27 protein-coding genes are annotated in these 26,488 nt (G+C 38.7%); 8 read left to right on the top strand and 19 right to left on the bottom strand.

Going from position 1 to position 26,488, the window contains the following annotated elements:
- Window positions 1-34: 34 nt before the first annotated feature.
- Both AN944_RS03795 and AN944_RS03790 read left to right on the top strand, forming a co-directional pair.
- Window positions 35-673, top strand: a complete 639-nt coding sequence (locus AN944_RS03795; protein ID WP_055023266.1) for a GNAT family N-acetyltransferase — start codon at window positions 35-37, stop codon at window positions 671-673.
- 85 nt (window positions 674-758) lie between these two features.
- On the top strand, window positions 759-1,163 hold the full coding sequence (locus tag AN944_RS03790; RefSeq protein WP_055023265.1) for a hypothetical protein: 405 nt from the start codon (window positions 759-761) through the stop codon (window positions 1,161-1,163).
- Window positions 1,164-1,246: 83 nt separating this feature from the next.
- Here AN944_RS03790 and AN944_RS03785 read toward each other — a convergent pair whose 3' ends face one another.
- The 11 genes from AN944_RS03785 to AN944_RS03735 all read right to left on the bottom strand — a co-directional run bounded on the left by AN944_RS03785 (window position 1,247) and on the right by AN944_RS03735 (window position 12,085).
- Entirely contained in the window at window positions 1,247-2,017 is a 771-nt protein-coding gene (locus AN944_RS03785) for an ABC transporter substrate-binding protein (protein ID WP_082419881.1), read from the bottom strand.
- Window positions 2,018-2,277: 260 nt separating this feature from the next.
- Complete coding sequence (locus AN944_RS03780) at window positions 2,278-2,598, bottom strand: YdbL family protein (RefSeq protein WP_055023263.1); 321 nt, start codon at window positions 2,596-2,598, stop codon at window positions 2,278-2,280.
- 18 nt (window positions 2,599-2,616) lie between these two features.
- Window positions 2,617-2,790: a YnbE family lipoprotein gene (locus AN944_RS03775; RefSeq protein ID WP_235530847.1), complete on the bottom strand. Its 174-nt coding sequence runs from the start codon at window positions 2,788-2,790 to the stop codon at window positions 2,617-2,619.
- A 36-nt stretch (window positions 2,791-2,826) separates the two neighbouring features.
- The gene (locus AN944_RS03770; RefSeq protein ID WP_082419879.1) at window positions 2,827-5,919 is read right to left on the bottom strand and encodes a YdbH domain-containing protein; all 3,093 of its coding nucleotides are present in this window, start codon (window positions 5,917-5,919) and stop codon (window positions 2,827-2,829) included.
- A 278-nt stretch (window positions 5,920-6,197) separates the two neighbouring features.
- The gene (locus AN944_RS03765) at window positions 6,198-7,043 is read right to left on the bottom strand and encodes a D-hexose-6-phosphate mutarotase (protein ID WP_055023260.1); all 846 of its coding nucleotides are present in this window, start codon (window positions 7,041-7,043) and stop codon (window positions 6,198-6,200) included.
- Between the two features lie 182 nt (window positions 7,044-7,225).
- Window positions 7,226-7,837, bottom strand: a complete 612-nt coding sequence (locus tag AN944_RS03760; protein ID WP_327271831.1) for a DUF938 domain-containing protein — start codon at window positions 7,835-7,837, stop codon at window positions 7,226-7,228.
- Entirely contained in the window at window positions 7,834-8,496 is a 663-nt protein-coding gene (locus AN944_RS03755; RefSeq protein WP_055023258.1) for a response regulator transcription factor, read from the bottom strand. The genes AN944_RS03760 and AN944_RS03755 overlap by 4 nt, the downstream gene beginning before the upstream one ends.
- A gap of 285 nt (window positions 8,497-8,781) precedes the next feature.
- Window positions 8,782-9,231, bottom strand: a complete 450-nt coding sequence (locus AN944_RS03750; RefSeq protein ID WP_055023257.1) for an acyl-CoA thioesterase — start codon at window positions 9,229-9,231, stop codon at window positions 8,782-8,784.
- 143 nt (window positions 9,232-9,374) lie between these two features.
- The gene (locus AN944_RS03745; RefSeq protein WP_055023256.1) at window positions 9,375-9,953 is read right to left on the bottom strand and encodes a phosphoglycerate mutase family protein; all 579 of its coding nucleotides are present in this window, start codon (window positions 9,951-9,953) and stop codon (window positions 9,375-9,377) included.
- A gap of 25 nt (window positions 9,954-9,978) precedes the next feature.
- Window positions 9,979-10,695, bottom strand: a complete 717-nt coding sequence (locus AN944_RS03740) for an SIMPL domain-containing protein (protein WP_408005074.1) — start codon at window positions 10,693-10,695, stop codon at window positions 9,979-9,981.
- Between the two features lie 310 nt (window positions 10,696-11,005).
- Window positions 11,006-12,085: a TonB family protein gene (locus tag AN944_RS03735; RefSeq protein WP_055023254.1), complete on the bottom strand. Its 1,080-nt coding sequence runs from the start codon at window positions 12,083-12,085 to the stop codon at window positions 11,006-11,008.
- 207 nt (window positions 12,086-12,292) lie between these two features.
- On the opposite strand from AN944_RS03735, the gene AN944_RS03730 reads away from it, so the two are divergent.
- Window positions 12,293-13,546: an HD-GYP domain-containing protein gene (locus AN944_RS03730; protein ID WP_055023253.1), complete on the top strand. Its 1,254-nt coding sequence runs from the start codon at window positions 12,293-12,295 to the stop codon at window positions 13,544-13,546.
- 160 nt (window positions 13,547-13,706) lie between these two features.
- Here AN944_RS03730 and AN944_RS03725 read toward each other — a convergent pair whose 3' ends face one another.
- Together AN944_RS03725 and AN944_RS03720 are read right to left on the bottom strand one after the other, a co-directional pair.
- The gene (locus AN944_RS03725; protein ID WP_055023252.1) at window positions 13,707-14,771 is read right to left on the bottom strand and encodes a 3-deoxy-7-phosphoheptulonate synthase; all 1,065 of its coding nucleotides are present in this window, start codon (window positions 14,769-14,771) and stop codon (window positions 13,707-13,709) included.
- Window positions 14,772-14,984: 213 nt separating this feature from the next.
- Window positions 14,985-15,797: a pyruvate, water dikinase regulatory protein gene (locus AN944_RS03720; RefSeq protein WP_055023251.1), complete on the bottom strand. Its 813-nt coding sequence runs from the start codon at window positions 15,795-15,797 to the stop codon at window positions 14,985-14,987.
- 124 nt (window positions 15,798-15,921) lie between these two features.
- On the opposite strand from AN944_RS03720, the gene ppsA reads away from it, so the two are divergent.
- The 4 genes from ppsA to AN944_RS03700 all read left to right on the top strand — a co-directional run bounded on the left by ppsA (window position 15,922) and on the right by AN944_RS03700 (window position 20,539).
- Complete coding sequence (gene ppsA / locus AN944_RS03715) at window positions 15,922-18,291, top strand: phosphoenolpyruvate synthase (RefSeq protein WP_055023250.1); 2,370 nt, start codon at window positions 15,922-15,924, stop codon at window positions 18,289-18,291.
- Window positions 18,292-18,478: 187 nt separating this feature from the next.
- The gene (locus tag AN944_RS03710) at window positions 18,479-19,294 is read left to right on the top strand and encodes a regulatory protein RecX (protein WP_055023249.1); all 816 of its coding nucleotides are present in this window, start codon (window positions 18,479-18,481) and stop codon (window positions 19,292-19,294) included.
- 169 nt (window positions 19,295-19,463) lie between these two features.
- The gene (locus AN944_RS03705; protein WP_055023248.1) at window positions 19,464-19,754 is read left to right on the top strand and encodes a putative quinol monooxygenase; all 291 of its coding nucleotides are present in this window, start codon (window positions 19,464-19,466) and stop codon (window positions 19,752-19,754) included.
- A 44-nt stretch (window positions 19,755-19,798) separates the two neighbouring features.
- Entirely contained in the window at window positions 19,799-20,539 is a 741-nt protein-coding gene (locus AN944_RS03700) for a sulfite exporter TauE/SafE family protein (RefSeq protein WP_055023247.1), read from the top strand.
- A 41-nt stretch (window positions 20,540-20,580) separates the two neighbouring features.
- Here the strand turns inward: AN944_RS03700 and AN944_RS03695 are convergent, their stop codons facing one another.
- Entirely contained in the window at window positions 20,581-21,507 is a 927-nt protein-coding gene (locus tag AN944_RS03695; protein WP_055023246.1) for a LysR family transcriptional regulator, read from the bottom strand.
- A 220-nt stretch (window positions 21,508-21,727) separates the two neighbouring features.
- On the opposite strand from AN944_RS03695, the gene AN944_RS03690 reads away from it, so the two are divergent.
- On the top strand, window positions 21,728-22,423 hold the full coding sequence (locus AN944_RS03690; RefSeq protein ID WP_055023245.1) for an aspartate/glutamate racemase family protein: 696 nt from the start codon (window positions 21,728-21,730) through the stop codon (window positions 22,421-22,423).
- Between the two features lie 98 nt (window positions 22,424-22,521).
- Here the strand turns inward: AN944_RS03690 and AN944_RS03685 are convergent, their stop codons facing one another.
- From AN944_RS03685 to AN944_RS03665, 5 genes are all read right to left on the bottom strand, one after another.
- Window positions 22,522-22,773: a hypothetical protein gene (locus AN944_RS03685; protein ID WP_055023244.1), complete on the bottom strand. Its 252-nt coding sequence runs from the start codon at window positions 22,771-22,773 to the stop codon at window positions 22,522-22,524.
- A 1-nt stretch (window position 22,774) separates the two neighbouring features.
- Window positions 22,775-24,400: a PepSY domain-containing protein gene (locus tag AN944_RS03680; protein WP_055023243.1), complete on the bottom strand. Its 1,626-nt coding sequence runs from the start codon at window positions 24,398-24,400 to the stop codon at window positions 22,775-22,777.
- 10 nt (window positions 24,401-24,410) lie between these two features.
- On the bottom strand, window positions 24,411-24,707 hold the full coding sequence (locus AN944_RS03675) for a hypothetical protein (protein WP_055023242.1): 297 nt from the start codon (window positions 24,705-24,707) through the stop codon (window positions 24,411-24,413).
- Between the two features lie 370 nt (window positions 24,708-25,077).
- On the bottom strand, window positions 25,078-25,455 hold the full coding sequence (locus tag AN944_RS03670) for a hypothetical protein (protein WP_055023241.1): 378 nt from the start codon (window positions 25,453-25,455) through the stop codon (window positions 25,078-25,080).
- 464 nt (window positions 25,456-25,919) lie between these two features.
- Window positions 25,920-26,456 carry a GNAT family N-acetyltransferase gene (locus AN944_RS03665; protein WP_055023240.1) on the bottom strand — a complete coding sequence of 179 codons (537 nt, stop codon included), beginning with the start codon at window positions 26,454-26,456 and terminating at the stop codon, window positions 25,920-25,922.
- Window positions 26,457-26,488 lie beyond the last annotated feature (32 nt).

The raw sequence follows: 26,488 nt of genomic DNA, 5'->3' as shown, positions 1-26,488 counted from the left end.
GTGACTAAGTTAACTATTTGGTAAGGGAGTAAGAATGGCAAACATAGACAGTCATAGTGTGCTAACCGGCGACCATGTCATTTTAGAACCGCTAAGTATCGATCATGTTGCTGCTCTTAGTTTAGCAAGTGCAGATGGCAACCTTTGGGAGTTATGGTTTACCTCGGTTCCACACCCAGATGAAATGAAAGCTTATGTAGAGAAAGCGCTACAACAAGAAAAACAAGGTGAGTCATTAGCGTTTGTGGTCAGGGATAAAACTTCAGGTGAAATTATTGGCTGTACTCGAATTTGTCATTGGGATCAGCCTAATCGTCGTCTAGAGATTGGCTACACTTGGTATGCTAAACGTGCCCAACGAACGTCAGCTAATACCGAAAGCAAGTTATTGTTATTGGATTATGCTTTTAATACGTTAGATGTCATGGCAGTGGAGTTTAGAACACACTGGCATAACCAAGCATCAAGACAAGCCATTATGCGCTTAGGTGCTAAACAAGACGGTGTGCTGAGAAACCATAAAATTCTTAAAGATGGCACAGTAAGAGATACGGTTGTGTATTCCATTATTGATACTGAGTGGACAACGGTTCAAAAGCATTTAAAGCACCGTTTAGATTATTATCGTCAGCAATATGCTAATGCGATGCTTAATACAGAAATAAACTACTAACTAAAACAAGTAATTAAATATCGTTAGCCTTGTGAATCTAACGTAATGATTGTCTTGTAGAAATAAAATATGTAAAGGAAATTTCATGGGCAAAAAAGGATATATGTTATCTGCCGCTGTGTTGATGACAGCAAGTTTTCAGGCAAGTGCGCAAGATAAGGCTGAAGCGGCGTTTAGTAATGAGTTAGTTCAATGTGCAGCTTATTATGAAATTGCCTCTGGGGTGATCATGGGAATGGATGCGCCGCAAATGCAAGCTGTGGGTTCTCGATTAAAAACCTCAGGTGAAGAAGCTGAAAAATTAGCTGGTCAATATATGGCTGCAGATGCTGTGACAACCGCAGTTGCTGAAGCCAAAGAGCAACAGATTGCAAGTTTAGGTGGCTCAAGTGGTTTAGGCCCTTTAATGGGAAAATATAAAGAGCTATGTAAAAAAGTCGTCTTAGACCCGCAATCACGCCTAGAGTATTGGGCTATGGTTACTATGTAATATCAAATATAAAGCCGAACGAAATACGTTTGGTTTTTTTAATCATTAACCCCATTAATTGAACATTTAATGGGGTTATTTTTTTATCTGGGTTTTATCGCTAAATCATATTTTTTTGCTATTCGATTGAGTCGACCTGATTCCTGTAAATCAGATAACCATTTTTGCAATTTCGTTTTAGAAATTACAGCCTTGGGGTTTAACAAAATACTATGAGAATATGTTTGATCTAATTTCTCTGAAATTAGCAGGTTATCTCTGATTTTTGGATACATTTTAATGTAATGCTGCAGGTAAGATAAGGTGACAGGGGCAATGTCAGCTCTGCCTTTTAATACGCTTTCAATTGATGCTCGGTTAGTATGAACAAATTGAATATCAAAATCGCTCATTAGATCTTGTTCATTGTTATTCCACTGGGCAAACTGATAATGATAACCGCTGACTAAACTGAGTGATTTATTTCCAAAACTATCAAAGTACTGCTGATCTTTCACCCCATCTCTAAGTGTTATAAACACTTCGCCATCAACAATGTCTAGAGGAATAAATTCGGCTGTGAAGCTTTTCCAGCCCCAAATAGGACTTTCAAAAAACATCATATCAAACCGTCTTATATCATAGGCTTGGTAGCGATTCTCAATACTTGTATTAACAAATTGAAACTCAACTTCAGTTTGTAGTTGATTAAAGGCAGCAATGAGATCAATAGTAAAACCTTGAAATAAGCCGTCTTCGGATACATCAACATAAGGAGCAAACAAATAGCCCCCGACGTTTACTACGGGTTTTGCTTGCAGTGGGGTTGCCACGAAAAGACAAATTGTAATTATTATAGTGAGTGTCTTATTCATATAATTTTAGCGGTTGGATGTGTGGTTATTTGGCACCAGACAAAAAATTGACATGTTACAAATGTAACACTTTTGAACTAGAAAAAATACCATTAAAAAATGTATGGTTTAAGCTTTACTTTGTAAAATACCAGAGAGGAAATGACAGGTTGCGCTTATGGTGGGTTAAGGGCTAGCAAGAACGTTAATTAAAGACTAAATAGGTCTATTGCTGAAATCTTTGCTTGATCAGTAACCAAGCAAAGATGAGTTAACTGCCATTATTTTTGTTGCCACTTACCAGAAACCGTTTGAATATAATGATCCTTTTTGGCAGCTGCTATGGCTTTTTTTGCTGCGAGCATGGCTACATCATCAGTCGATAACTTATTCTTTTTAGCTATTTTTTGGTAGTGTAGTTTCCGTTTTGCATTGACATCATTCATGACTTTTTTGGCTTGCTCATTGTTGACGACTAACCCTAAGTATCCGTTAGTTTGTTCGCCAAGTAAGCCCTGACTCTTAGCCTGCTGTAAGGTCAATGCAAGTGCAGAACTTGAAAACAATAGTCCGGTTAGTAAAGCAATTAATTGAACTTTCATTGGTATTGCTCCCTATAACTAAAATAATTTGTCATCTTCGAGCAATACATCGAGCTCTTTATCTATTTTGATAATAATTTCGTGCTCGATTTTCACGTTTAGATTAATTTCGATGGGTTTATCTGGTGGCGCTATTTTTACCGTAGGCGAGCATGCCACAGCAGCTAAGCAACAGAAACTGATAAAAATAATATTAACAACGTAAGGTGTTTTCACTGAGTGGTCCTTTTACTTCACGGAACGTTCGATGTCATTTTGCAGTTGATTGCCAATCTGGGTACTTTTATACAGTTGAAATAAATTCTCTTCATGAGAATAGTTCAAATGTATTGGCCTTTCAATGTCTTGGCTTTTACCTTTTACTTGCACTTTCAAACTCGCATCACCGTTATCTTTCATATCGAATGTACTGCTTAGTTGGCTATATTCGAGATGTTCTAGAGCTTGCACCACAAAATCAAGATGGGGTTGTGAAGCCCTTATTTGTTCAAGTGCTGGGTTATTAGATACTTGAATTAACCCGCCAGGTTTTCTCGCGGCAAGATGACCGCCCGCTATGGTGACTTTGCCATCCACTAACGTGGCGGGAAGTACACCATCAAAAATCCCATTTGCATAAACACCGACTTGGGGCTGCGCTGCTAATAAGGCTTCTAGACTGATCCCATTAAGGACAAAGTAGCCCTCTGAGATATCGTGTAACCTTAAATAAAACTCAGGAATTAGAAACTCCCCATCAAGTAAGTCGCCGCTGGCAGTCAAATTGACGTCAGTATCACTAAGGCCGCTGATTTCTTGTAACCAATTTTTGGCAGGTACTTGTTCGTTTTTACCTAAGGATAAATTGGCTGATAAGTTAATGTTGTCTAGGTTTATCCCTGCGTATGCCTCGGGAATATCTATTTGTGCTTGTTGGCATAGCAATCGACTTTGGCTGAATGTTTCGGGTCGTTCAGGTGTGCTATGTGCTTGTTGCCAATTAAACTGGCAATTAGCTTGAGCTGTAGCATCATACATCACATTTTCGTGGTATTTTGCGTCGATATTGGTCAGCTGTTGCTCGAACTTCATTTCAAAAAGTGACACACCTTGGGCCTCGATTAATGCAAAGCCAGCGTTTAATTTACTGCGGCCATCTATTTTCATGTTATCAGGCAGCATCTGGGTATGTTCAAATGTCGAAAGAATATCTGCCAGTTCAGTGTCAAATGACCATTGTCCGGCGAGTGAGGCAGGCTGGTGCTGCTGGGGCAATTTTAATAAGTGATAGCTAGATAGCGAAAGGGCGTCAAGTTGCCATTGCTCAGTTCCCGTCAGTAATTGTTGTTTTAATGATAGTGTTTGATCTAAATTTATTTGATCGAATCTTAATGCCTTATAACGGCGTGTTCTCGACTTACTCGGGATAAGCTTATCAAGCTTAATATTATTCAGTTGCCAACTAAGAGTTGACTGATTGGTTTGGGATAAGGCTTGCGATAGTAGGTCAATGCTAGGCGTGGTTTCGTTCAATGTTAATTCAATGTTTTGTTTAGCTTCAATTCGAAACTTGCCTAATTGAGCCTCATAACTTGGCTTATTAAATGCTAAGGGTGTTGGCTGAGTAAATGAAAAGGAATCGAAGCCTAATGCAAAACCATTTACGTTAAACTTAATTACTGAACGCAATGGTACAGGTGAGTTCGAGGGATTAAGGTTAGATGGCTGCAAAGCAGCATTAGAAGATGTTAAAGAAGGCGTTTGAGATACTGTAAGACTTGACGGCTCTGTTAGCTTCCAATATACATTTTCTGTATTTAGGTTTTTATGATTAATGGTGGCATCGAGTTTATCTGAATATATTGACGCGCTATTAATAACCATGTCGGCAGTATTATTTGTTGCCTTGATTGAAATATCTGTTGTTAGTTCACTATTTTCGAAACTGATCTCATGGGGGATAAAATCCATAGCGGTTAGGTTGATGTGTTGTTTCTGCTTAAGGTGGCTTAATACTTCTGTGTCAAAGCTGATATCTGAATTATCTTTTACGATATGATTATTTTTTAGAGTGATATCAGCTGACAAAACAGGATGAGAAATGTTGATAGCGGCATCATAATTCGCTGTAATAGCTGCTTGTTCATCCAATCTTGTTTGTATAGTCAGAGGTTTGGTAAGAGCGAGTTGCCAAAGAATAGGGTGCTCAAGCTGTTTTATTAATTCATGTTTCTCTGTTGGCAACACTATTGAAGGCTGCAGTAGTTGGATCAATTGTTCCAACTGGCGTTTGTCTGTACTTTGTTGCCAGCTTATTGGGGCAAGTTTAACGTTTAGGTTTGGCGAAACCGTATCTTCTTCAGGCTTGTAGTTTATTTCTAGCTGAATTGGCGATGCAGGATTAAAAGCAACGTTTTTAACTGCTGATGAGCTGATAGTTAACTCATTAATTGTTTGCTTGCTTTGGATTGCCCCAGTGATTAAATCTATTGAAGTTGTGCTATTCCAAAGCCCTTTAATTGTCAGCATATGCGTGCTTATGGCACTTTGTATTGAGTCTAATGTTGATAAAAAAGAGGATTGTTCTAAAGAAGAACTGGCTCGTTCCTTATCCTGTATACCGTCTTTCTGAGTATGTAAGGCATATTCGTTTAGGGTGAGGCTCAGTTGTTCCAACCCTTCACGGAGTGAGTTAAGTTCTGTGTAGTGAGTAAGCTGCCATTGAGTGGAATCGAGTGTTAGAGATAGGTTTGCAACAGCTTGTTGCATGACTAAAAATTCACCGCTTAACGTTTTACGTATAGAACGACTTGGTTGTGCATGACTGAGTTTAGGTGTCAGCAAATTCAGGTGCTTAGCTTGAATAATTGCACGATCATTATTTTGAAATGGTAAATAGATATTTATTGCTGCTAATTTTATTTCGGGAATGTGCGATAAACTTAATCCTATACTCCCAGCGTTATCTGTTTGCTGTTGGGGCTGAAAAAAACTATCTCCCAAGTTAACATCAATTTTATTCACACTGAAATCACTAATATCTTCTAGTGATAACTTCATATTTTTTAAGATATTATACCCATTGTTGAGTTGGATTTTAACTTCATGAAGGGCGATTTCACTATCTTGATAACGAACTAATATGAAAGGGAAATGCCATTGATTAGCACTATCAATACTAACCTTGGCATCCAAAACTCTTACACTGTATGGCTCTGCTAACGAGTTCACGATATTCAGTGCAATCGTCCGAAAATTTTGTTGGATGAACACAGCAAATATTGTGGCCAATGTGAGACACATAATGAGAAGTCGTTTAACAGTGAAAATTCGAACTGTCATGTCAAAGTTCTGTCTTAAGGTATTGATTTATGAAGTGCGGTAAAGAATAGCATAGCTAAAAATTGATGGCTGTAGTTAGTCATATACATCAACAACATAAAAAGGCTAATCTGATTTTTCGTGTCTTGTCTATTTGACCGTGTTGTCTTTTGTGAGAAGAAAACATGGCCAATCACAGCGCATAAATCTATGTTGGCCAAGTATTTGCGACTAATAAAGCTTGGTTTTAAGCTTTAAGCAAAAATCTAAACGTAGCTTCGTGAAGACTGATAGTAATGTTAAACCCAGCGGATATGAGTTGTTAATGTATGGCTTGCTCCCGGTGCTAGTCTGACTTGGTCTTCAAGTACGTTAGCCGCTTCATGGCACACCATAGTGAGGTAATCTTCATCGTTAAAGCGAGATAATCGCTGAGACTTGTCAATCCATGGGTTCCATAGCACTGCAGACTGGCTGTTCTCTCTTGCTACTTCAATTGTCCCTTCTGGTGTGTGTAAATGTTGAACAGGGGCTAAATCGGTATAGACACGATCGGTTTCACGAGTAAAGTTAACTTCATCGCCTTCTTGCAGGTAAGGGCCTTTTGCAAATTCGATGTATTTAGCCCCAGTAAAACCAGTTGCTTTAAGCTGATGAATATCACCGATAGGAAAATAAGTGTGTAATGCTTGAGTTAGATTAACATCGTAGTCACAGTTATTTTTATTGACAATGCTGACTGAAAGGGTTTCACCTAAGGTAAATAATACGCTAACTTCCGTATCATGAGGCCAGTATTGTTTATTGTCCTCTGTGATGGCCAAGGTAAAAACTAAATTGACAACTTGATTACGCATTTTTACAGAGGCGAGAGACCAAAGACTGGTTCTAGCAAAGCCATGTTGAGGGAATCCGGGGATGTCACTTGCTCCAAACCAAGGCCAGCAAACAGGGATCCCGCCGCGTATGCCATTACCAGGTTGATAATCATCAGCGCCAGATACCCAAAGAAGAGGTGCTTTGTCTTTTGGCTTGAAGAAATCAATTTGTGCGCCTTGAAGAAAAATGCTGGCTTGGCACAAATCGGTATTTATTTCGACATAATCTAAACCGTTAGGGTGTTTTTTAGTGGTAACCGAACCCATAATGCGCTGTCCTTGTATTGGTGAGGATCATTTAATTTCAAAATTCTAATGGTTAGCTTACAAAGTTTTTACGATAAAAAAAGCATTTCACTAATTGTTTTTACGGATTAAGTTTTTAGCGTTTAACTTAACTCTAATATCCATTTCAACTGAGTTTGTAACTCAATTACTTGCTTTTGAATTTACCGGCTGAAATGCAGTAAGCGATTATTTGCGGGCATAGCGAAGTCATGTTGAAGGTTAAACCCTTGTTCAGTGGCCAGGGTTTCTATCCATTCTATATCGCGAATACCACTTTCAGGGTTATTTTCTTTTAACCATTGATCGAATGACCCATTACTGTCACTGGTGTAGCGGCCTTTATAATTAAAAGGACCATAGATAATTAGCGCTGCATCTTGTGAGATATGCTTCCCAATTTGGTTAAAAAAGGCGTTAACCATAGCTTGGCTCATAATATGCAATGTATTGGCCGTAAAGACTGCATCAATCTCATTTTCATTCAGCGCCTGAGGCCACGGTTGCATTACATCGAGGGCGATTGCAGGTAGTAGATTAACTGACCCTTCGAGCGTAATACGGCGATTTAAATCAGCCAGGTAGCTAGGTTGATCGCTCGCTTGCCATTGTAAGTGTGGTAATTGAGAAGAAAAGAATACGCAATGTTGCCCAGTGCCACTGCCAATTTCTAAAACCTGTTGGCGAGTGGCTAAAATCTGTTGTAACTCTTTAATGATTGCATGCTTGTTGTTCTCACAGGCTTGAGAAAACGGTAATTGAGAGAGTGAGGTTATGATAGATCTACCTTTTCCATTTCTAATTGTTGAAGTGCTATTACCGCTTGAGTGCGATTTCTGACACCGAGTTTACGGAAAATGGCCGTAGCATGGGCTTTAATCGTGGCTTCAGATACACCAAAGTCATAGGCAATTTGTTTATTCAGTAAACCTTCAGCAAACATTTGTAATACGCGGTATTGCTGCGGCGTTAAATCAGATAACTTGCTTGCCATTTGGCTAGTCGGATCGTCATCAACTTCAAGGATTTCCGTGCCTTCAGGTAGCCAAATATCACCATATAACACAGCATCTAATGCTTCTTTTAGTGTATCCATAGATGCAGATTTGGGAATAAACCCTGAGCTTCCATAATGAATAGCACGGCTGATTGTTTGCACGTCTTCATGGGCTGAAATGACGACAACTGGGATATCAGGGTAATGACCTCGAAGATGGATAAGGGTCGAGTAGCCATGTGAGCCAGGCATCTGCAAATCGAGTAAGATTAAGTCTAGATCTGCTGCTTTGTCATCAAGCACTTGCTGTAAGGCATCGGCACTGTCAGCTTCAAACCAATTAGTACCTTGAAAAGCATTATTTAATGCTTGTCGTAAGGCATTACGAAATAAGGGATGGTCATCGGCGATAATAATATTTAAGTTTTGAAGCTTCATGGCTTTTTAGTTGTCTTGGTTGCACGTGAAGGTAATTTTAATGTAACAGATAATTGGGCAATCGATCCACGATAAAGTGAAACAGTATATCGAAAACAATGATTTTAAAACTGGCTTTAGACCTTTGTCTAATAAGCAGGGTGTTTGAGTAAGAAAAGCTACCACTTTTAGGTGGTTGCAGTGTCAAAGTTAAGCTAATTGATTAGTCGAAATTATAAACAGTGTAAGCAATCATTGGGAAAAATGAATACATTCGCCAATGATTGCTATGGGATAATGAAATGACTAAGCAGGGTGTTGGACTGGCCAAACTGGAATTGGGTGACGTTCATTATCGACCGCAACGAATGTGAATACACCTCTAATAGCGTGCTCTCGAAGATCTTGATACATATCCTCAACGTAGATATTTACTTCCACTTTTAAAGATGTATTCCCAACATGAATGACTCGAGCTACGAGCTCAGCAAGGCTCCCAGCAGGAATTGCTTTTTTGAAATCAATTCGGTCAGAACTCACTGTGACTAATGCTTTACGGCAAAATCGGGTAGCAGCAATAAACGCTGTTTCGTCCATCCAAGCAAGGGCATCGCCACCAAAAAGCGTATTATGATGATTGGTATTTGAAGGGAAAATAGCTTTAATGACTTTGGCTTCAGATTGTTCGATTCTGGCTAAAATATCAGCGGAGTACTGTGGTGTTTCTTCGTTTTGTTCTTTTTGGGTAAAGGGCATACAACTACCTAATTAATTGCTTAGTACATCTAGTTGGAGGCAGGATTATACGGATAAGTGATTTAAATAGGTAGGTTTGTTAACAATAACAATATTTAACGAGAGTGATGCAAAAAGTGAGTCATCTTGAGTCGCTGAAAGATTTAGTAGCGAAGAACTAATGTCGACACATTCGTTGAATGTGTGTTGTCTTGACTTTCAATAGTAAGAATATAAACACGATCATACTCTGTCACTTCATCAATATCTTTACCTGATTCGCCTCCAAGTAAATCGACTAACGCAGGCGTGGTGTTACTGTGGCCGACGATTAAAATATGATTATCATGTGATGATGTAAGTAACTGTGAAAACGAAGAAAGCTCTTTCGGATCATAAGAAGTGATAGGTAATTTTTGACTATCAGCAGTTGGTTTTGCTGTGAGCAGAGTACGTTTGTAATTTGTGCTGTAAATTGCGGATAAAGAAACAGAGGATAGTAAATGGGCCAATTGCTGGGCTCGTTGTTGACCTGCTTTTGATAACTGAGGATCTTTACCTGATAATTTTTCAGCGTGTCTAACTAATATCAATGTTTTGGTTTTTGACTCATTTACCGTGGTTTCAGCTGCAATTAAACCGCTTGAAAATACCATTAATGTTAAAATGACCAATAAGCCAAAGGTCATGAGTAAACCAGTTATATACCTTCGATTCAGCTCTTTTTTATAGTTATTATCCATTATCTGCCTTCCTTTTTTATTTTTATTAGTCAGCTAAGTAATATTCTATTGTTGATACAACTCGAACCCGTTTTATGTGAGGGTTATTTTTGTCTCTATTTGTAATACTGAACTGCCCTTGAGATGCACGTTTGATTTTTCCAAGTTGGCTTTGTGAGTCGGTCGCAAATTTTTCAGCAACTAAACGTGCATTGTTGGTTGATTGCTCAATCATTTGTGGTTTCACATCATTCAATCGAGTGAAAATGTACTCGATTTGCGCATCATAGTTATTCTGCGAAAATACAATCCCTTGTTTACCGAGCTGAGATATTTCTGGCATGACTTGTCGAACGGTGTCAATCTCTGAAGAGTACACAGTCATTGTTTGTAACGCGGTATAGCGAAACTCAACTGCTTGATTGCCACCATACTGCTGAGCAAGTTTGTCGGTAATCATGGGAGCCGATATTGTAATTTCGTCTGTTTTGATTGAGTGTGAAATTAAAAAATCATTGATAAGTTTGTTCTGCTTTTCAACTTCAACATATAAATCTTCTAGCTGATTACTGGCTGCGGTAAATTGTATCGGCCAAATGACGATATCTGCAGAATATTCGTTCTCTGCTAGACCTTTAACCGTGACGCTCCTATCTAGTAGCTTGTATTCAATTATGGCTTGTTTTAGTAATACACCGAGCACTGCCATACCGATGAATAATAAAAGGCCAAGAATGCTGGCACTGGTTTTAGATTGTGTCATCAAGCGGTTCTCCTTAGCAGTCGGTATTGGTTTAAAATGTAAAGTTACAGTGCAAATAAAATGTGAATTAACCGAACTGCAACAATTATCTGTTTAAGACCTTAGCCGTAAGTTGACGTGCTCGTCAACTTTTTAACCTAGCGTCGTTGATAATTGACCTGTAAAAGAAGAGGTAGGGTGGAAAGGATCGGATACAATACTTTGTTATTCTGGTAATAAGCAGTGGTTGGCTTAGCTAATTCTATTGATACAAAAAAACCTTGAGTAGCGTATCATCAAGGCTTTTAGAAACAGATATTTATCAGGGTTGTTAGCCTAAAGTGAAATCGAGCCTAACCCGTGTTTCAGCCTTAACGGGTTTGCCATCTTCAAACTTAGGGGCATAGCGCCATTGTTCAAGAACTTTAATGCTTTCATCTTCAAATGCTTTACCACCTGTTGAGTTGACTATTTCAGGTTCAGATACAAAGCCTTGCTCATTAACAGTAAAGCTTAGTACCACCATTCCCTCAACGCCACTTCTTGCTTTACTTATTGGGTAGTTTGGATTGACACGGTAAATTGGAGTTTGTTGTTGCTCTTGGCTCCAAGGTTTCATGCTACCTATGGCAAGGCAATGTTCGGTAGCTTGTTCAGCTTTATTTTTTTGACTATAAAGTGTTACTAATCTCGCATGGGCTGCTAGTTCATATGGGTGAGAATAATCCAACATTTGATATTGTTTGATTACTTCCAGTAATTCTATTTCTGCTTGGTCATATTTTTTATTAGCAAGATATACCGCTGAACTTTCAAATCTTGAGTTAACTAAAACAGTTGAGTCCATTGGCAGGAGTTCGGTGTATATTTCTTTCGCTTGCAGTATATATTTACGTACTTGCTTTTTATCATATTTCGTTTGTACAAGCTTGCTATAAGATGCTGAAAGGGTGTGAGCATATAATATTGGTTGTTCGCTATCTGAAGCAATTTTTCGAGCTTTAGAAAGTAAACCTTTAGCAAGTTTCAAATCCTTAGTTTTATCAGCATAGGTTAAGAGAGGATCAACCAATTGGACACTATCTTCGCCGTAATGTTTTTTATACTGCTCTAATGTTTGTTCATAATATGGTGCAGCGTCTTCATGTTGCTTATTATTGCTAAGCGCTATGGCTAAATTAAAACCTAGATTGGTCGTATCGATACTGGTTTCACCGTAGATATGTTGACCTAAGTCATAAGCTTGTTGGGCCGCGTGAGCAGATTGTTGGGTATTCCCTGCTTTAAATGCGACATTATAAGCTTCGTAAGCTTGTTTGAATTCTTCCGGAGTTGCATTTACTTGTGAAGAAAGTAATAAGGTGCTTAAAAGTATGCTGGTAAAACTGACATTATTTGTACTACGACTCATTCCAATTCCTTTGAATATTACTCATCATTCCATGTTGTATTAGAGGATTGTAGCCTTTGCCTTATTTCATAACAATATAATTTACTCATCAAAGTAATTGATGTGCTGATGATAGATGCTGTCTGTTGCGTTATTGAAAAACTCGACAATAATTACTTGAAGGAAAGCGGGGTAATAGAAATACTCATGCTACTTCAGGGAAGAAATATGTCACTAGCAGATAACGTACTCATTGAAAAAACGGCTGAAGGGGATTCGCTTACATTTTGGCGCCGGGTTATCTTTTATCGTATTTTTACCTTGTTAGCTATTGCCTGTGTACCAGTCTATTTCACTAGTGTTTATCTTTGTATTCAAGCTGACTTACTTTCAATGGCTGTGTTCGATACCATAGTTTACGCTATTTTACTGTTCATCATTTACGATAAAAACCTCAGTGATAGGACTCGGTTTTCTATCGGCAGCTTATTAGCTTTTAGCATAGGGCTTGGTTTTTTAGTGGCGATAGGACCAAGTGGTGCAGGTTTTTTTTGGTTATTCATTTTTCCACCATTAACATGTATTTTGTTGGGAAAAAAAGCCAGTAACCTTGCACAGGTAATCAATGCTGTATCACTGGTCATTCTTGGTTTTGCATATCATTTTGATTTACATATATGGCCTAGTATTGATGGCTATAATTGGGTGATTTGGGCCGTTGTGGTTGTCAATTTTATTGTGACCAATGCCATTGTTACCATTTCAACCGCTTACTTGTTAGGTAAGTTATCAAGTTCACTAGAAAACACTTCAACATCAAGGCGAGCAACCGTCATTGGGTTAGCTAAATTGGCAGAGTATAGAGACAATGAAACTGGCGCTCATTTACTGAGAATGCAACAGTATGCATCCATGTTAGCCAAACAACGTTATGTAGATAATGATGCACCAGAAGAGCTGACTAAAGCGTTTATTACTGAGATAGCCTTATCCTCGGTACTGCACGATATCGGTAAAGTTGGCATTGCCGATGCTATTTTATTAAAGCCAGGCAAGTTAACGGCTGATGAGTTTGAACATATTAAAGCGCATCCTGTCATTGGAGCCCAAGTGCTTGAAAGCATAACTCAATTTGCTCCTGAGTGTGGCTATATTAAAATGGGTCGTGATATTGCCGGTGGTCACCATGAAAAGTGGGATGGCAGTGGCTACCCAAAAGGTCTATCTGGGATTGAGATCCCTTTATCTGCAAGAATTGTAGCCTTAGTGGATGTTTACGATGCACTCACTTCACCACGCTGTTATAAAAAGCCTTTTACCCATCAACAAGCGGTTTCACTAATTTTAGAAGGTAAAGGTAAGCACTTTGATCCTAAACTCGTGGAGAGTTTTATGGCTATTCATACATTGTTTGAAAAGTTATCTCTACAATCTCTGGATGAAGATACAAGCCCGCTTAGTGTTACATTTCTGCCCAGCTAGTTAATCGGACTTTATAAAAGGCTCAATTATTTGGCTTTAGAAACAAAAATACCAATCATATGATTGGTATTTTTAACTATAACTCATGTTATTGTTTAAGCCATTACTATTACTACCACATTGCAGTAAATAGTCTATTTAGCACTACCCAATATTATTGTTATTTTGCTAGTAGAGCACGGCGATCTTTCGATGCTTGCGCTAGGTTTCTAAGTAATTTTTCAGAATCTTCCCAGTGCAGACAGGCATCGGTGATGCTTTGGCCATAGGTTAATGGCTGGCCGTCAACGACTTTCTGATTACCTTCAACCATAAAACTCTCGGCCATAATACCGGCAACAGCAGTGCTACCGTTACGCATTTGTTCCATAATACTATCGGCAACGTTGAGCTGATTTTTATGTTTCTTTTCACTATTGCCATGACTGAAATCAACAACGATACGCTGGGTTACATCCACTTTTTCAAGTTGCGCTCGAACTGATTCGATATCTTCGGCTGAGTAGTTCGGCTTTTTGCCACCACGTAAAATGATATGGCCGTATGGGTTCCCGTGGGTACGGTAAACAGCCATTGCTCCATCTTTATCTGGAGAGTAAAAAATATGTGGCACTTGTGCTGCACGAACTGCATCAACCGCAATGTTGATATTGCCATCTGTCCCATTTTTAAATCCGACAGGGCATGATAATGCTGATGCCATTTCACGGTGAATTTGGCTTTCAGTTGTGCGGGCACCGATCGCACCCCAAGTGATTAAATCAGCAATGTATTGGCCATTGACCATGTCTAAGAATTCAGTTGCGATTGGCAATTTAAGTTCAGTGATTTGCTGTAATAAATGGCGAGCCATTCTTAAGCCTTTATTAGGGCTAAAACTACCGTCTAGATCAGGATCTGAAATTAATCCTTTCCAACCAACAATAGTACGAGGTTTCTCAAAATAGACACGCATAACAATGCATAAGTCTTCTTTTAACTCGTGATGTAATTTCGCTAAACGTTGAGCGTAATCTAAAGCTGCTTCCGTATCGTGAATGGAGCAAGGGCCAATAATTACTAAAAGTCTTTGATCTTCGCCTGCTATGATGGCTTCAACTTCACGACGTTGCGCAACTAAATAGTCAGCAGCATCTTGGGTTAATGGGTATTCAGATGCGAGTTGCGCAGGTGAAATTACCTTACATAAAAGAGAGGTACGTAGTTCGTCAGTTTTAATTGTCATTCATTTTACCGAGCATGTTTGCGATGAATTAACATCATATTGCTCGGGATTATAACGAATTAGCAGGCGATAGACACGTTGAAATCGACGAAGTTATTGAACAAAAGTGGATAATTTGACCTAAGTTAGCTGAAAATGCTGTTAGTTCAGCATTTTCGCTAACATGAATAATACGTTAAATTAGATTTAAGGCATTAAATAGCATAATAAAACTTAAAACATGTGGCGTTTTAAGCCTGTGACATCAAGAATTTTTGCTGAAATTTCTTCAACAGAGTGGAAGGTGGTGTTCACAAACGGGATACGTTCTTTTTTATACAGCATTTCGACTTCTTTCACTTCGATTCGACACTGCCTTAAAGAAGAGTAGCGGCTATTTTCCATTCTGCCTTGACGGATCTCATGCAGGCGGTTGGGATCAATGGTTAAACCAAACAGTTTAGATTTATTACGCTTTAACGCCTCGGGTAACTTTAAGTTATCCATATCATCTTCAGTGAACGGATAGTTAGCAGCTTTAATACCAAATTGCATCGATAAATATAAACTTGAAGGGGTTTTACCACAGCGTGAAACACCCAATAAAATGATGTCGGCTTTGTCCATATGCTTCATGGTTTGGCCATCATCGTTCTCCATTGTGTAATTTATCGCTTCTATCCGAGAGTCATAGCCCAAGTTACTTTTGCCATGGGTACGGTTCATCACCGGCTGGGCTTCGATACCTAATTGTTTTTCTAACGGGCTAACGAAAGTGTTTAAAAAATCGTAATCTAACCCTTCGCTGGAATAAATGATGTCCCGAATTTCTGGTTTAACGATTGAGTGGAAAAGTATTGGTCTTTCGCCTGTTGTAATAAAACAATCATTTATTTGTTGCTTAACCTTCTCTGCTTTTTGAATAGTTTCGACAAACGGAATTGTAAATGTCTCAAATTCCACAGGAAATTGTGAGAGTACGGCATGACCAAAGACTTCTGCTGTGATTGCTGTGCCATCTGATATATAAAATACTTTTGGTGCCATTATGACCTCTTGTAGTAATAAAATTACAAATAAAATTATAGATTTACGTCACTTGTGTGGGAGTGTAGAATGCCGCTGCCCTCGTGTGAAGGGGCCATTGAAATAAACTTGTGGAGAGATAACTGTGCAGCAATACATACTCTGGTATCAAGAACTAGGCATGGGTGATGTAAACAAGGTTGGCGGTAAGAATGCGTCACTTGGTGAAATGATCAGTAACCTAGCAAACGCTGGTGTTCAAGTCCCTGGTGGATTTGCTACAACCTCTCATGCGTTTAATGAGTTTCTAGAGCAAAGTGGTGTTAACCAGAAAATTTTCGATATTCTAGCAACATTGGATGTTGATGACGTAAATGAATTAGCGAAAGTTGGTGCACAGATCAGACAATGGGTAATCGATACCCCATTTCAACCAGAACTAGAAGATGCGATTCGTGAAGCTTACGAGCAACTTTCTAGCGAGACCCAAGAAGCATCATTTGCAGTGCGTTCATCAGCAACAGCTGAAGATATGCCAGATGCTTCATTTGCTGGTCAACAAGAAACTTTCCTAAACGTTAAAGGCTTTGACGCTGTATTACTTGCGATTAAGCATGTATACGCTTCGCTATTTAACGACCGTGCAATTTCTTATCGTGTTCACCAAGGTTACGAGCATCAAGGTGTCGCATTATCTGCTGGCGTACAACGAATGGTACGTTCAGATAAAGCATCATCAGGTGTGATGTTCACTATGGACACTGAGTCAGGTAATAACGACGTTGTCTTCATCACTTCATCATTTGGTTTAGGTGAAATGGTTGTACAAGGCGCGGTTAACCCTGATGAATTCTACGTGCACAAACCAATTTTAGCGCAAGGGCATCAAGCCGTTGTGCGCCGTAATATCGGCAGCAAGTTAATTCAGATGGTTTACTCTGATGATGCTTCACATGGCAAACAAGTTAAAATCGAAGATATCCCAGCTGAGCAACGTGGCGTATTCTCAATTAACGATGAAGAAGTCATGGAGCTGGCGAAACAAGCGGTTATCATTGAGCAGCATTACGGCCGTCCAATGGACATCGAGTGGGCTAAAGATGGTAACGACGGCAAACTTTATATCGTTCAAGCACGCCCTGAAACAGTTCGCAGCCGTGAAGATGTACAGCTGATTGAGCGTTACCACCTTAAAACTAAAGGCGACGTAGTTTCTGAAGGTCGTGCAATCGGTCATAAAATCGGTACAGGCGTGGCTAAAGTGCTTGCTTCTATCGACGATATGGATCAAATCGAGCCTGGTGATGTATTAGTTACCGACATGACTGACCCAGATTGGGAACCAATCATGAAGCGTGCTAGTGCGATTGTGACTAACCGTGGTGGCCGTACTTGTCACGCAGCAATTATTGCGCGTGAACTAGGTGTTCCAGCTGTTGTAGGTTGTGGTGATGTGACTGACCATATCAAGAACGGTCAAACAGTGACGGTTTCTTGTGCTGAAGGTGACACTGGTTTCATTTACGATGGTAAGCAAGAATTTGAAGTTGTGACCAATCGTGTTGATTCATTACCTGAATTACCAATGAAGATCATGATGAACGTGGGTAACCCAGATCGTGCATTCGATTTTGCCCGTTTACCAAATGAAGGTGTTGGTCTAGCGCGTCTAGAATTCATCATCAACCGTATGATTGGTATTCATCCTAAAGCATTACTTGAATTCAACTCACAACCCGCTGAGCTTCAGCAAGAAATCAATGAGATGATTGCAGGTTATGAGTCTCCAGTTGAATACTATGTTGCTCGCTTAGTTGAAGGTATCGCAACGATTGGTAGTGCGTTCTATCCTAAGAAAGTTATCGTACGTATGTCAGACTTTAAGTCTAACGAATACGCTAACCTTGTTGGTGGTGACCGTTATGAGCCAGAAGAAGAAAACCCAATGTTGGGCTTCCGTGGTGCTAGCCGTTACATTTCTGAGTCATTCCGTGACTGTTTTGCACTAGAGTGTGAAGCAATTAAGCGTGTGCGCAATGAAATGGGCCTTAAAAACGTTGAAATCATGATCCCATTCGTTCGTACAGTTGACGAAGCGGCGCAAGTGATTGAACTATTGAAAGAGCAAGGCCTAGAGCGTGGTAAAGACGGTTTACGCGTTATCATGATGTGTGAGTTACCTTCAAATGCATTGCTTGCAGACCAGTTCTTAGAGCACTTTGATGGCTTCTCAATCGGTTCAAATGATTTAACTCAGTTAACGTTAGGTCTAGACCGTGACTCTGGCATCATCAGTCATCTATTTGATGAGCGTAATGATGCAGTTAAAGCATTATTATCGTTAGCGATTAAAGCGGCTAAAGCGAAAGGTGCATATGTTGGAATTTGTGGGCAAGGCCCATCTGACCATGCCGACTTTGCTCAATGGTTAGTTGAACAAGGTATCGATACTGTATCACTTAACCCTGATACAGTAATCGACACTTGGTTATACCTAGCAGAAGATCATGCATAATCGATTGCCTTGAAACGTCTTAATGACGTTACAAAAAAGCCGCTTAATAGCGGCTTTTTTTTGCCTTTAAGATCAGTATTAGCGCTAAATTTACAAATGACTTGAGTGCTCACTCGACAATCTATTCATCTGAATAACGTATATCTGCTAGACTCAGTAGGTTTTTGGTTATTAAAGAAATTCAACTATGAATCGGACTCCGTTAAAGCAAGCGAAAACAATTGATAATGTATTCAATAGTGCATATTGGCATCTTAGCCAACAAGATTTCACTATTGAAGAAATTCGTCAAAAGCTGCTGCGAAAAACAGACAAGATTGAATGGATTGATAAAGTGTTGGCACACCTAATTGAAAGGGGTTACCTAAAAACAAATTACGAGTTTGCTGTACGCTTTTGCGAGCTTGCCTATAGTAACGAACAAGGTAATGGAGCGATTAAAGGTAGATTACAACAACGTGGAGTTGAACTAACCGATATTGAACGTGCAATTGAGCATGTTATGTTTGAGCAAAATATTGATCTTAATATTCTTGCTTCAGCTAGATTGAGTAATAAGTATGATAACTTTTTAAGTACCACTAAAGAAAAAGTGTATAGCCAAATGACCACCAAAGGCTTTACGCGTGCGCAAATCGATTACGCTTTATCAATTCACCCACAAAAAGACACTTTACGCTCAAAGCTCTCTATTAAAGCTGAGAAAGCTGATTTAAAGATAGAAATCATAAAACTATATAACAAAGGCAAAGGTAAGAAAGTCATTTTACAAGAACTAACACAGCGTCTAATTGATGTCAGTGACTTTGAGAATGTGGTTTATCAGTTAACCTTGTCTCAAGAGGTTGATTTTTATGAGAGCTGTCAAAAGCAACTTGCTAAAAAGAGATATGTTCTTAGTGATTACAACGAGAAATCTAAAGCTTATGCCTACTTAATGCGAAAGGGCTTTAATAGCGACGAAATTAAAGAAGCCTTCTCTGCAGCTGTCGACCCTGAATAAAAAAACAACTATTTGTGTTTAGCAAACATCTTTATTTGTGATGTTAGTTATCAATTAAAATTTGAAAATATTTCAATCATTAGCGTGTTTTTGTTGTTTAAAAATAGCGATATTATGTATTCGTCAACACGGTTCACAAAGATCCAAATACATTATTAAGGGCTAAATTATGAGTAAATTAACGATTGTTGCCAACATTATTGCAAAAGCAGACAAAGTCGAATTGGTTAAAGCAGAACTAGTAAAATTGATTGATGTAACTCGAGTTGAAGAAGGTTGTATTAATTATGACTTACATCAAGATAATGAAAATCCTGCTCATTTTTTATTTTATGAAAACTGGCAGTCACGTGAGTTATGGCAAACACATATGAACAATACACATTTAGCTGACTACATGGCTGCGACAGAAGGCGCTGTCGACTCGTTTGTATTGAATGAAATGACTCATATCGGTTAATTATTTAATAAAAGCCTTTTTGAACAAGGCTTTTTTGGCGTTTTATGATTTCAGATTTTAACTTTTATCTTGCCGCTATACCCGCAGTGTTTTTTTATGGCATGGGCAAAGGGGGCGTAGGAGGTATTTTGGGAATGCTGTCAGTACCGCTGATGGCATTAACTGTTTCTCCTATACAAGCCGCAGCAATACTATTACCTCTGTTATGCGTTATGGACTTGATTGCCCTTTATTACCATCGAAAAAATTGTAACTACCATGAGTTAAAGCAAATGCTGCCTTTTGCCATCATAGGTATTATTGTTGCTGCTTATTTTATGGGAAGTCTGCCTGCACATATCGTGGAGTTTATAATTGGTGGCTTAGCAATGGCTTTTCTAGCACAAAAATTTCTATGTAAAAAAAGCCAGACTCCTTCAAAAGTTAATAATCACCTGTTAATGCTGACGTCAGGTTTTGCCAGCACGATTGCCCATGCTGGTGGTCCACCAGTGAGTATGGCGTTATTACCTAAAAATTTACCTAAAGCGCAATTAATTGGTACAAGTGTGGTGTTTTTTGCTCTGATTAACTTTATAAAGCTTATTCCATATACCTATATGGGGCAGTTTGATGCAGCAAACCTGAATACCTCATTATTGTTAGTACCAATAGCCTTTTTAGGTGTAAGAACAGGTGTTTGGCTGGTTAATCGCATTTCACAGCAGTTGATTTATACCTTTAGTTATTGGGTATTATTTCTAGTTGGCATAAAAATGATCTATTCAGGAGTCACTGGTGGATAAACTAAAAACAGAGGTTAGGGCACGTCCGCGAACACTTGATTTTAATCATTGTCAATTATTCCTTTATTTACCAGTTGAGTTTTCAGTCCTGCGACTTTATCCCTAAACAAATCACGTAATCGTCTCACTGTAGGGGTGATTGACTGGCGGCTTGGACAAATTAACCACAGCTCTGTCGGGGTAGCTTGATAATCTAATAACAGTGGCGTGACGCGTTCATTGAGTAAATCATCAGCCATATCTAAGCATGATTTTATTGCTATACCTTGCCCCGAAACACACCAACGTCTCACTAAATCGCCATCATTGGAACTTCGGTTACCGACAAGTTTAGTTTTAATCGTGTCCTGCTGTTGGGTAAACGTCCATTCATCTTGAACGACCTCACGCAGTTGATACAAAAGTGCATTGTGATTTTTTAACTCGTGCGGATGCTGCGGTTTACCTTGCTTTTTAAGGTATTCGGGAGCTGCGCATACTACACGTGGAATATCGCAGATTTTAAACCCATAAGTACTGGCATCAGTGGGGGAGCCATACCTTAGCGCCATATCAACTGAGTCACGATAAAAATCGATATTACTATCGCTGATATTGCTACGTACGCTAACGTCAGGATTAGAAATAAGGAATTCATCAATCCAAGGGATGACAACATTTCGACCTAGATCTGATGATAGTGCTATTCGGATTTCTCCTTGCAGTACATCAGAGTCATCTCGTACGTTTTGTTGGGCATTGTCGAGTAATTGAACGGCTTGTTGACAGTGTGGAAGGTAACGCTCTCCCGCTGGTGATAACCTCAGCTGTCGTGTGGTTCTTATGAATAGTTCAACCCCTAAATGTGTCTCGACGCGTTTGACTGCGGCACTGGCTGTCGCAACTCGCATATCAAGGCTGTTTGCTGCAGCAGTTATACTGCGAAACTCTGCTACTTTTAATATCACTTGTAAATCTTGAATTAGCATAATATCAACTTAATTTTGAAAATCTTTTACACATTATAGTGTTGTTAATGATGAATTTTTGAGGCAATTGTAAAAGAAACCCGATAACAATTTGAGCCTTATTCGATAAGGTTATGAGCATATTGAATGACTGTATGAAAGAGTGGCGTATTAATGGCAGTATGTACAACAAATTGAATTGGATGAATCATGTTTTTCGCATGTAAGATGGGATGACACAATGAAAACAATAGGCTTGTTAGGCGGAATGAGCTGGGAATCAACCAGCAACTATTACAAGGCAATCAATCAAGGAATCAAGGCGTCACTAGGTGGCTTACATTCAGCCCAAATATGTCTGTTTAGTGTTAACTTTGCTGAGATTGAGTCACTACAGCACCAAGGTGATTGGCAACAAACTGCAGAAATTTTATCGAACGCGGCTAAATCGGTTGAAGCGGGTGGTGCTGACTGTTTACTTATTTGCACTAATACCATGCATAAAGTGGCAGAAGAAGTACAGCGAGCTATCTCTATTCCTTTGCTGCATATAGCCGACGCTACAGCTAGCACTCTGCTTCTAGATGGTGTTAGTACCGTGGGTTTACTTGGCACTCAATTTACCATGTCACAAGATTTTTATAAGGGAAGGTTAGCCGAACATCATGGTATTGATGTCATGGTCCCGAACGAAACACAACAAAAGATGATTCATCACATTATTTATTCAGAGTTATGTCTTGGTGAGATTAAGGAGTCATCTCGTAACCAATATCTTGAAATAATCGATGATCTTTACCAGCAGGGGGCTCAAGCGGTCATCTTGGGCTGTACTGAAATTGCCTTATTGTTACAGCAACAAGATACTCAGGTGCCACTTTATGATACGACACAGATTCACGCAGCGAGTGCGGTGAAATTTGCCTTGCATAAGTAAGCGGCTAGCTTATTCCTCACCTATCAATAACTGCTATTAATTAACAGTTAACTCAAGAAAAAGGTGTTTTTGCCCCATTCACTATTGATGCTAACAAGTTAGCTTATATCGTTGGCTGAAATTGTTGTATTACGATTGAAAAAACTCAATATAATCCCGAATAGTGCGACAACAGCAAGGTATACAAAAACGCCACGCGCGGTACCGTATACGGTAATAAACATCACCACAGAAGTAATATTCAATAATGCCGAAAAACCTTTACGGATGTTGTTATTAGTAAATGTACCTGCCGCATTTAATAATAATGTCGCAAAATATGCCGTCATTAACGCGAATAATAATGTCATGCTAGATTCCTTCTTTAAGTTGCAGTGTTGAAGTTTGATACGTTTCATTCAACGATAAAGTGCTATTTAATTTTTGATACATTAGTAATAAAGCAATACCCATGATGCATAATACTAAATCGACGCCAACAGAGACGTAATGACCTGTAACAAAGACATTAAGAAGGTGACTGTTGGTTAAGATGGCGTCCATTGGCATGATGAGAATCATTAACCAAGATGTGCTAAGGGTGAGGCATTGCATGGCCTTTTTGGCACTCATAACAAAAGGCATACAGCAAGCCAGAAACCAAGTTATGAAGAACACAAAAAATAATAAGCTGGTGGCATCAATACCTAGATACCATTTATTGACAATCAATTGAGTTGGGAACAACACTACGGTAGCTAAAACTAGTCCTGCACAACTACCTATAAGTAATTTATTGAATCTAATATATGTTTCTCGACTATGTGCAGGGTGCTTGGCATTCATACCTCTTTCTATCCATAACATAATGCCTGATATTGGTATCAGTGCAGTACTCAGGCCTAATATCGCCCAAATTGCTTTAATGAAAACGCCGCCAAAATTTCCGAAATGTAATGGAAACATCGCGTCTAGGATTTTTCCTGTTATGCCTTCAAGCCGACCGAAATTTGCTTGGGTGTTAATATACTCAGCATTGCTACCTTGATAAATTAAGGTCTCACCGCCGAGCTGTTCACCACCGGTTCCGAATAAGTAGACTAAAGCATTTTTATCGCCATAGCCCATTATTGCTACACGATTAAATGTTAAGTCTGGTCTTTGTTGTTCGCTAGCTTGTAAAATTGTTGCAAGCTTTGTTGTTGCTGCGACTTCGGCCATGATAGGTGGTTTTATTGCGGTAAAGGTTTCAATTAATTTTTCTTGGTCGCCATTAAAGCTGACGTAAGCTGCTGCAGGCACTAAAATGACAGTTGCTAAGCCTAAAAAAGCACCTGTAAATGCAATCATAGAGTGGAAAAGCACAGCCCAAACACTCATTACTTTATGGCCATCATTTAATGCAAGTGAAAAACTTTTACTGAGTCTAAAAGTAAATAATTGAGCCAAAATTTTTCTATGAATAACTATCCCGGTGGCGATCGACACCATTAGTGTTAAGCCTAATAATCCGGTGAGAATTAACCCAATAGGTCGCCCTAAATGTAAGTCTGCATGAAAATGAGCAATGAACGTGGCCATATTGAGTTTAATATGACTAAAAAAGCTCTCCATATCGGTTTTATTAGTGATCTTAAGTGTATTGGGATCTAACTCATAAACTACGCCTTTGTGCTCTTCCTTGCCATTTTCATCAATAAAGTGACCTTCATAAATAAGCCGAACCGTGGCCGAGTTTTTAGCATCAGGTAGTTGGATATGAACTTCTTCTAAATATTCAGGACCAACTTCAGCGGCATGCTGATGCACTTTTTCTGCTAATTGTGCAGAGGTACTTTCAATTGGACCTCGAATTGCGTTATTTGCCCATACAGTTAATTCTGGTTTTGCAAAAACAGCAACGGCACCTGTAAAGGCAATAATGAACAGTAAAATTCCAGTAATGATGCCAACCCAGGAATGGAGTTTATATAGTTTTTTTATTGTTAGACTTTTCATTACTTTACCGTTAACCGACTAATGAGAAATAGGCTAGAAGAGAGTGAGAAATAATCAGCGTCAACATAATTAAATACACGTACTTTACTGAGGTCGCCATATAGCTGTAGATGAAAAGAGCTGTCCAAATAAAAGAAAACAGTAAAATCGGGATACCAATAGCATCATTTTGATGAAAAGGAAGGTAAGTTGTCATCCCTGGGATCATGATAGTCGCTGTTATTAATGCCAGCACAATAGCGGCAAAGCTACGGGCTTTTAAATGTGTGAATGTGGCATTACCTTGGTAACTATCAGTTTTATCCATAAAAGTAATTTGTCTAATCCGAAGTTAACTTAATCTAAATCCTAATGTTAATGATAATTGTTATCGTTACCTGTGTAAAGTGAACTTCCTATCTATTTCGGATTTGGTTTTAATCAGATGTTGTGATTCGAGTAAGGTCAGGGAGCAATTGAGGTTTTCTTGTGAGGTAATTATTCGTTGGCAAGTAAAAGTATCACGAGTTTATAGGATGAAAGTTAACTAGGCATATTAAAACAGTGGTAGCTTTTTCAGTCACACAACTTTGATTACTTGTTGACTTATACTATAAATACCGAATGCTTTTAAAAAATACGAATTAAAACAGTATATTATAAGCGTTTCTCACACTTATAATATACTGATAAACAAATTATTCAGCAGTTTTACTCACTTTATTGTCAACATACTCGTTAATTGAGATTGCTCTTTGATTAATTCTTCCACATCCACGAGCTAGTTGTGTTCGCTCAACACTATTAACCCCTAAAGCCATGGCTTGGTAAAATCGGCTGTTGTATTTATTAATTGATACACGAACTTGTTCTTGATCATAAAGACTGAGCACACTTTCAATAGCACTAGTATCTTTACCAATAAAATCATATTTTACATAGCAGTCAGAAAGGTCTTTTAATAATTCGTTTGCAACGTAGTCTTTATGGTTTGGAGCTGATATGTCATCACTTGCAACTGCGCTAAAACTCAATAGGATTCCTAAAGTCGTTAATATCGATTTATATGTTTTCATGTTTAACATCCCAAAATAGTTAATGTCTAGATAAAGGTAATACAATCAAACATTTGCTCAGAAGCATAAAGGGGTAGTATTGCACTCCTTCCTTGAGCTATTGCATCCTTTCCTTGGTTAAATCAATAAATAATTCAGTAACTTGTATTATTACTTGGTAATAATACAAGCTAAAACTAAATTAACATTGATGAATTAATATTAGCATAAGTATATTTTCTGTCTAACCAGAATTGATTTCAGTTAACATTGAGCAATTATGTGGTTGTGTACTTATAACAATTCGCAGAATAGTTACAATAGAAATGAAAACATGAGGGAAGTCGTGCCAGCTTGCAGGGGTAGGTTATGTAATTAAGTCATAAGTTCTTGCAAGCAGACTTAATCGGACAATTAAATCCTTATTAAATTTCATATATCAGCGTTTATTCAAAGAACGGGTAATTGAAATTATTTACAATAAATTACCAATATTTTTGTTTGTTCAGCGCATCAACACAGCTTATAACGCTGTCTTGTTTGCTAATCTCTACCTCATTAAGCGTTTGTGCAATCCAGCCTTCTGGATACGTTAATGTGAAGGGGGCAGTAATAATGGCATCGTTAATCTGCTTAAAACCAACCTTATTATAGTAGTTAGGGTCGCCATAACTAAACACACGTTCAACACCAGTTGCTTTAAGATAAGACAAACCTTCAAGAATCAGTTTCTGCCCGATTCCCTGACCTTGGTTCTCGGTATTAATCGCAACAGGAGACAAGATAAATGCGTTTGCGTTATTCGCAGTAACAAGTCGACTGAAGAAGATGCAACCAATAACAAACTCGTTTTCAGTGGCAACAAAACCAATAAGATCCTTTGAGTCAGTTGTTGTGATTAAATCATCGACAAGCCTTGCAATAACTTGCCCTTCATCAGCTCCCTCTGAGTCGGAAAATACATTAGCAAAAAGCTCTATAACGGTTTCTGCTTGACTTGCTTGGTACTGTGCGATTTTCATGGGTGCCTTTTTTACTTAAATGAGAACGTAAT

The sequence above is a fragment of the Shewanella sp. P1-14-1 genome, from assembly GCF_001401775.1.
GTDB classification, from domain to species: Bacteria; Pseudomonadota; Gammaproteobacteria; order Enterobacterales; family Shewanellaceae; genus Shewanella; species Shewanella japonica.
The sequence above is the reverse complement of the archived record's forward strand: the minus strand, read 5'-3'. Positions and strand labels throughout refer to the sequence as shown.

Excerpts from the sequence above, each read along its gene's own strand:
- AN944_RS03795 (WP_055023266.1), top strand. The coding sequence starts at position 35 with ATGGCAAACATAGACAGTCATAGTGTGCTAACCGGCGACCATGTCATT.
- AN944_RS03790 (WP_055023265.1), top strand. The coding sequence starts at position 759 with ATGGGCAAAAAAGGATATATGTTATCTGCCGCTGTGTTGATGACAGCA.
- AN944_RS03785 (WP_082419881.1), bottom strand. The coding sequence starts at position 2,017 with ATGAATAAGACACTCACTATAATAATTACAATTTGTCTTTTCGTGGCA.
- AN944_RS03780 (WP_055023263.1), bottom strand. The coding sequence starts at position 2,598 with ATGAAAGTTCAATTAATTGCTTTACTAACCGGACTATTGTTTTCAAGT.
- AN944_RS03770 (WP_082419879.1), bottom strand. The coding sequence starts at position 5,919 with ATGACAGTTCGAATTTTCACTGTTAAACGACTTCTCATTATGTGTCTC.
- AN944_RS03765 (WP_055023260.1), bottom strand. The coding sequence starts at position 7,043 with ATGGGTTCGGTTACCACTAAAAAACACCCTAACGGTTTAGATTATGTC.
- AN944_RS03755 (WP_055023258.1), bottom strand. The coding sequence starts at position 8,496 with ATGAAGCTTCAAAACTTAAATATTATTATCGCCGATGACCATCCCTTA.
- AN944_RS03750 (WP_055023257.1), bottom strand. The coding sequence starts at position 9,231 with ATGCCCTTTACCCAAAAAGAACAAAACGAAGAAACACCACAGTACTCC.
- AN944_RS03745 (WP_055023256.1), bottom strand. The coding sequence starts at position 9,953 with ATGGATAATAACTATAAAAAAGAGCTGAATCGAAGGTATATAACTGGT.
- AN944_RS03740 (WP_408005074.1), bottom strand. The coding sequence starts at position 10,695 with ATGACACAATCTAAAACCAGTGCCAGCATTCTTGGCCTTTTATTATTC.
- AN944_RS03735 (WP_055023254.1), bottom strand. The coding sequence starts at position 12,085 with ATGAGTCGTAGTACAAATAATGTCAGTTTTACCAGCATACTTTTAAGC.
- AN944_RS03730 (WP_055023253.1), top strand. The coding sequence starts at position 12,293 with ATGTCACTAGCAGATAACGTACTCATTGAAAAAACGGCTGAAGGGGAT.
- AN944_RS03725 (WP_055023252.1), bottom strand. The coding sequence starts at position 14,771 with ATGACAATTAAAACTGACGAACTACGTACCTCTCTTTTATGTAAGGTA.
- AN944_RS03720 (WP_055023251.1), bottom strand. The coding sequence starts at position 15,797 with ATGGCACCAAAAGTATTTTATATATCAGATGGCACAGCAATCACAGCA.
- AN944_RS03710 (WP_055023249.1), top strand. The coding sequence starts at position 18,479 with ATGAATCGGACTCCGTTAAAGCAAGCGAAAACAATTGATAATGTATTC.
- AN944_RS03705 (WP_055023248.1), top strand. The coding sequence starts at position 19,464 with ATGAGTAAATTAACGATTGTTGCCAACATTATTGCAAAAGCAGACAAA.
- AN944_RS03700 (WP_055023247.1), top strand. The coding sequence starts at position 19,799 with ATGATTTCAGATTTTAACTTTTATCTTGCCGCTATACCCGCAGTGTTT.
- AN944_RS03695 (WP_055023246.1), bottom strand. The coding sequence starts at position 21,507 with ATGCTAATTCAAGATTTACAAGTGATATTAAAAGTAGCAGAGTTTCGC.
- AN944_RS03690 (WP_055023245.1), top strand. The coding sequence starts at position 21,728 with ATGAAAACAATAGGCTTGTTAGGCGGAATGAGCTGGGAATCAACCAGC.
- AN944_RS03685 (WP_055023244.1), bottom strand. The coding sequence starts at position 22,773 with ATGACATTATTATTCGCGTTAATGACGGCATATTTTGCGACATTATTA.
- AN944_RS03680 (WP_055023243.1), bottom strand. The coding sequence starts at position 24,400 with ATGAAAAGTCTAACAATAAAAAAACTATATAAACTCCATTCCTGGGTT.
- AN944_RS03675 (WP_055023242.1), bottom strand. The coding sequence starts at position 24,707 with ATGGATAAAACTGATAGTTACCAAGGTAATGCCACATTCACACATTTA.
- AN944_RS03670 (WP_055023241.1), bottom strand. The coding sequence starts at position 25,455 with ATGAAAACATATAAATCGATATTAACGACTTTAGGAATCCTATTGAGT.
- AN944_RS03665 (WP_055023240.1), bottom strand. The coding sequence starts at position 26,456 with ATGAAAATCGCACAGTACCAAGCAAGTCAAGCAGAAACCGTTATAGAG.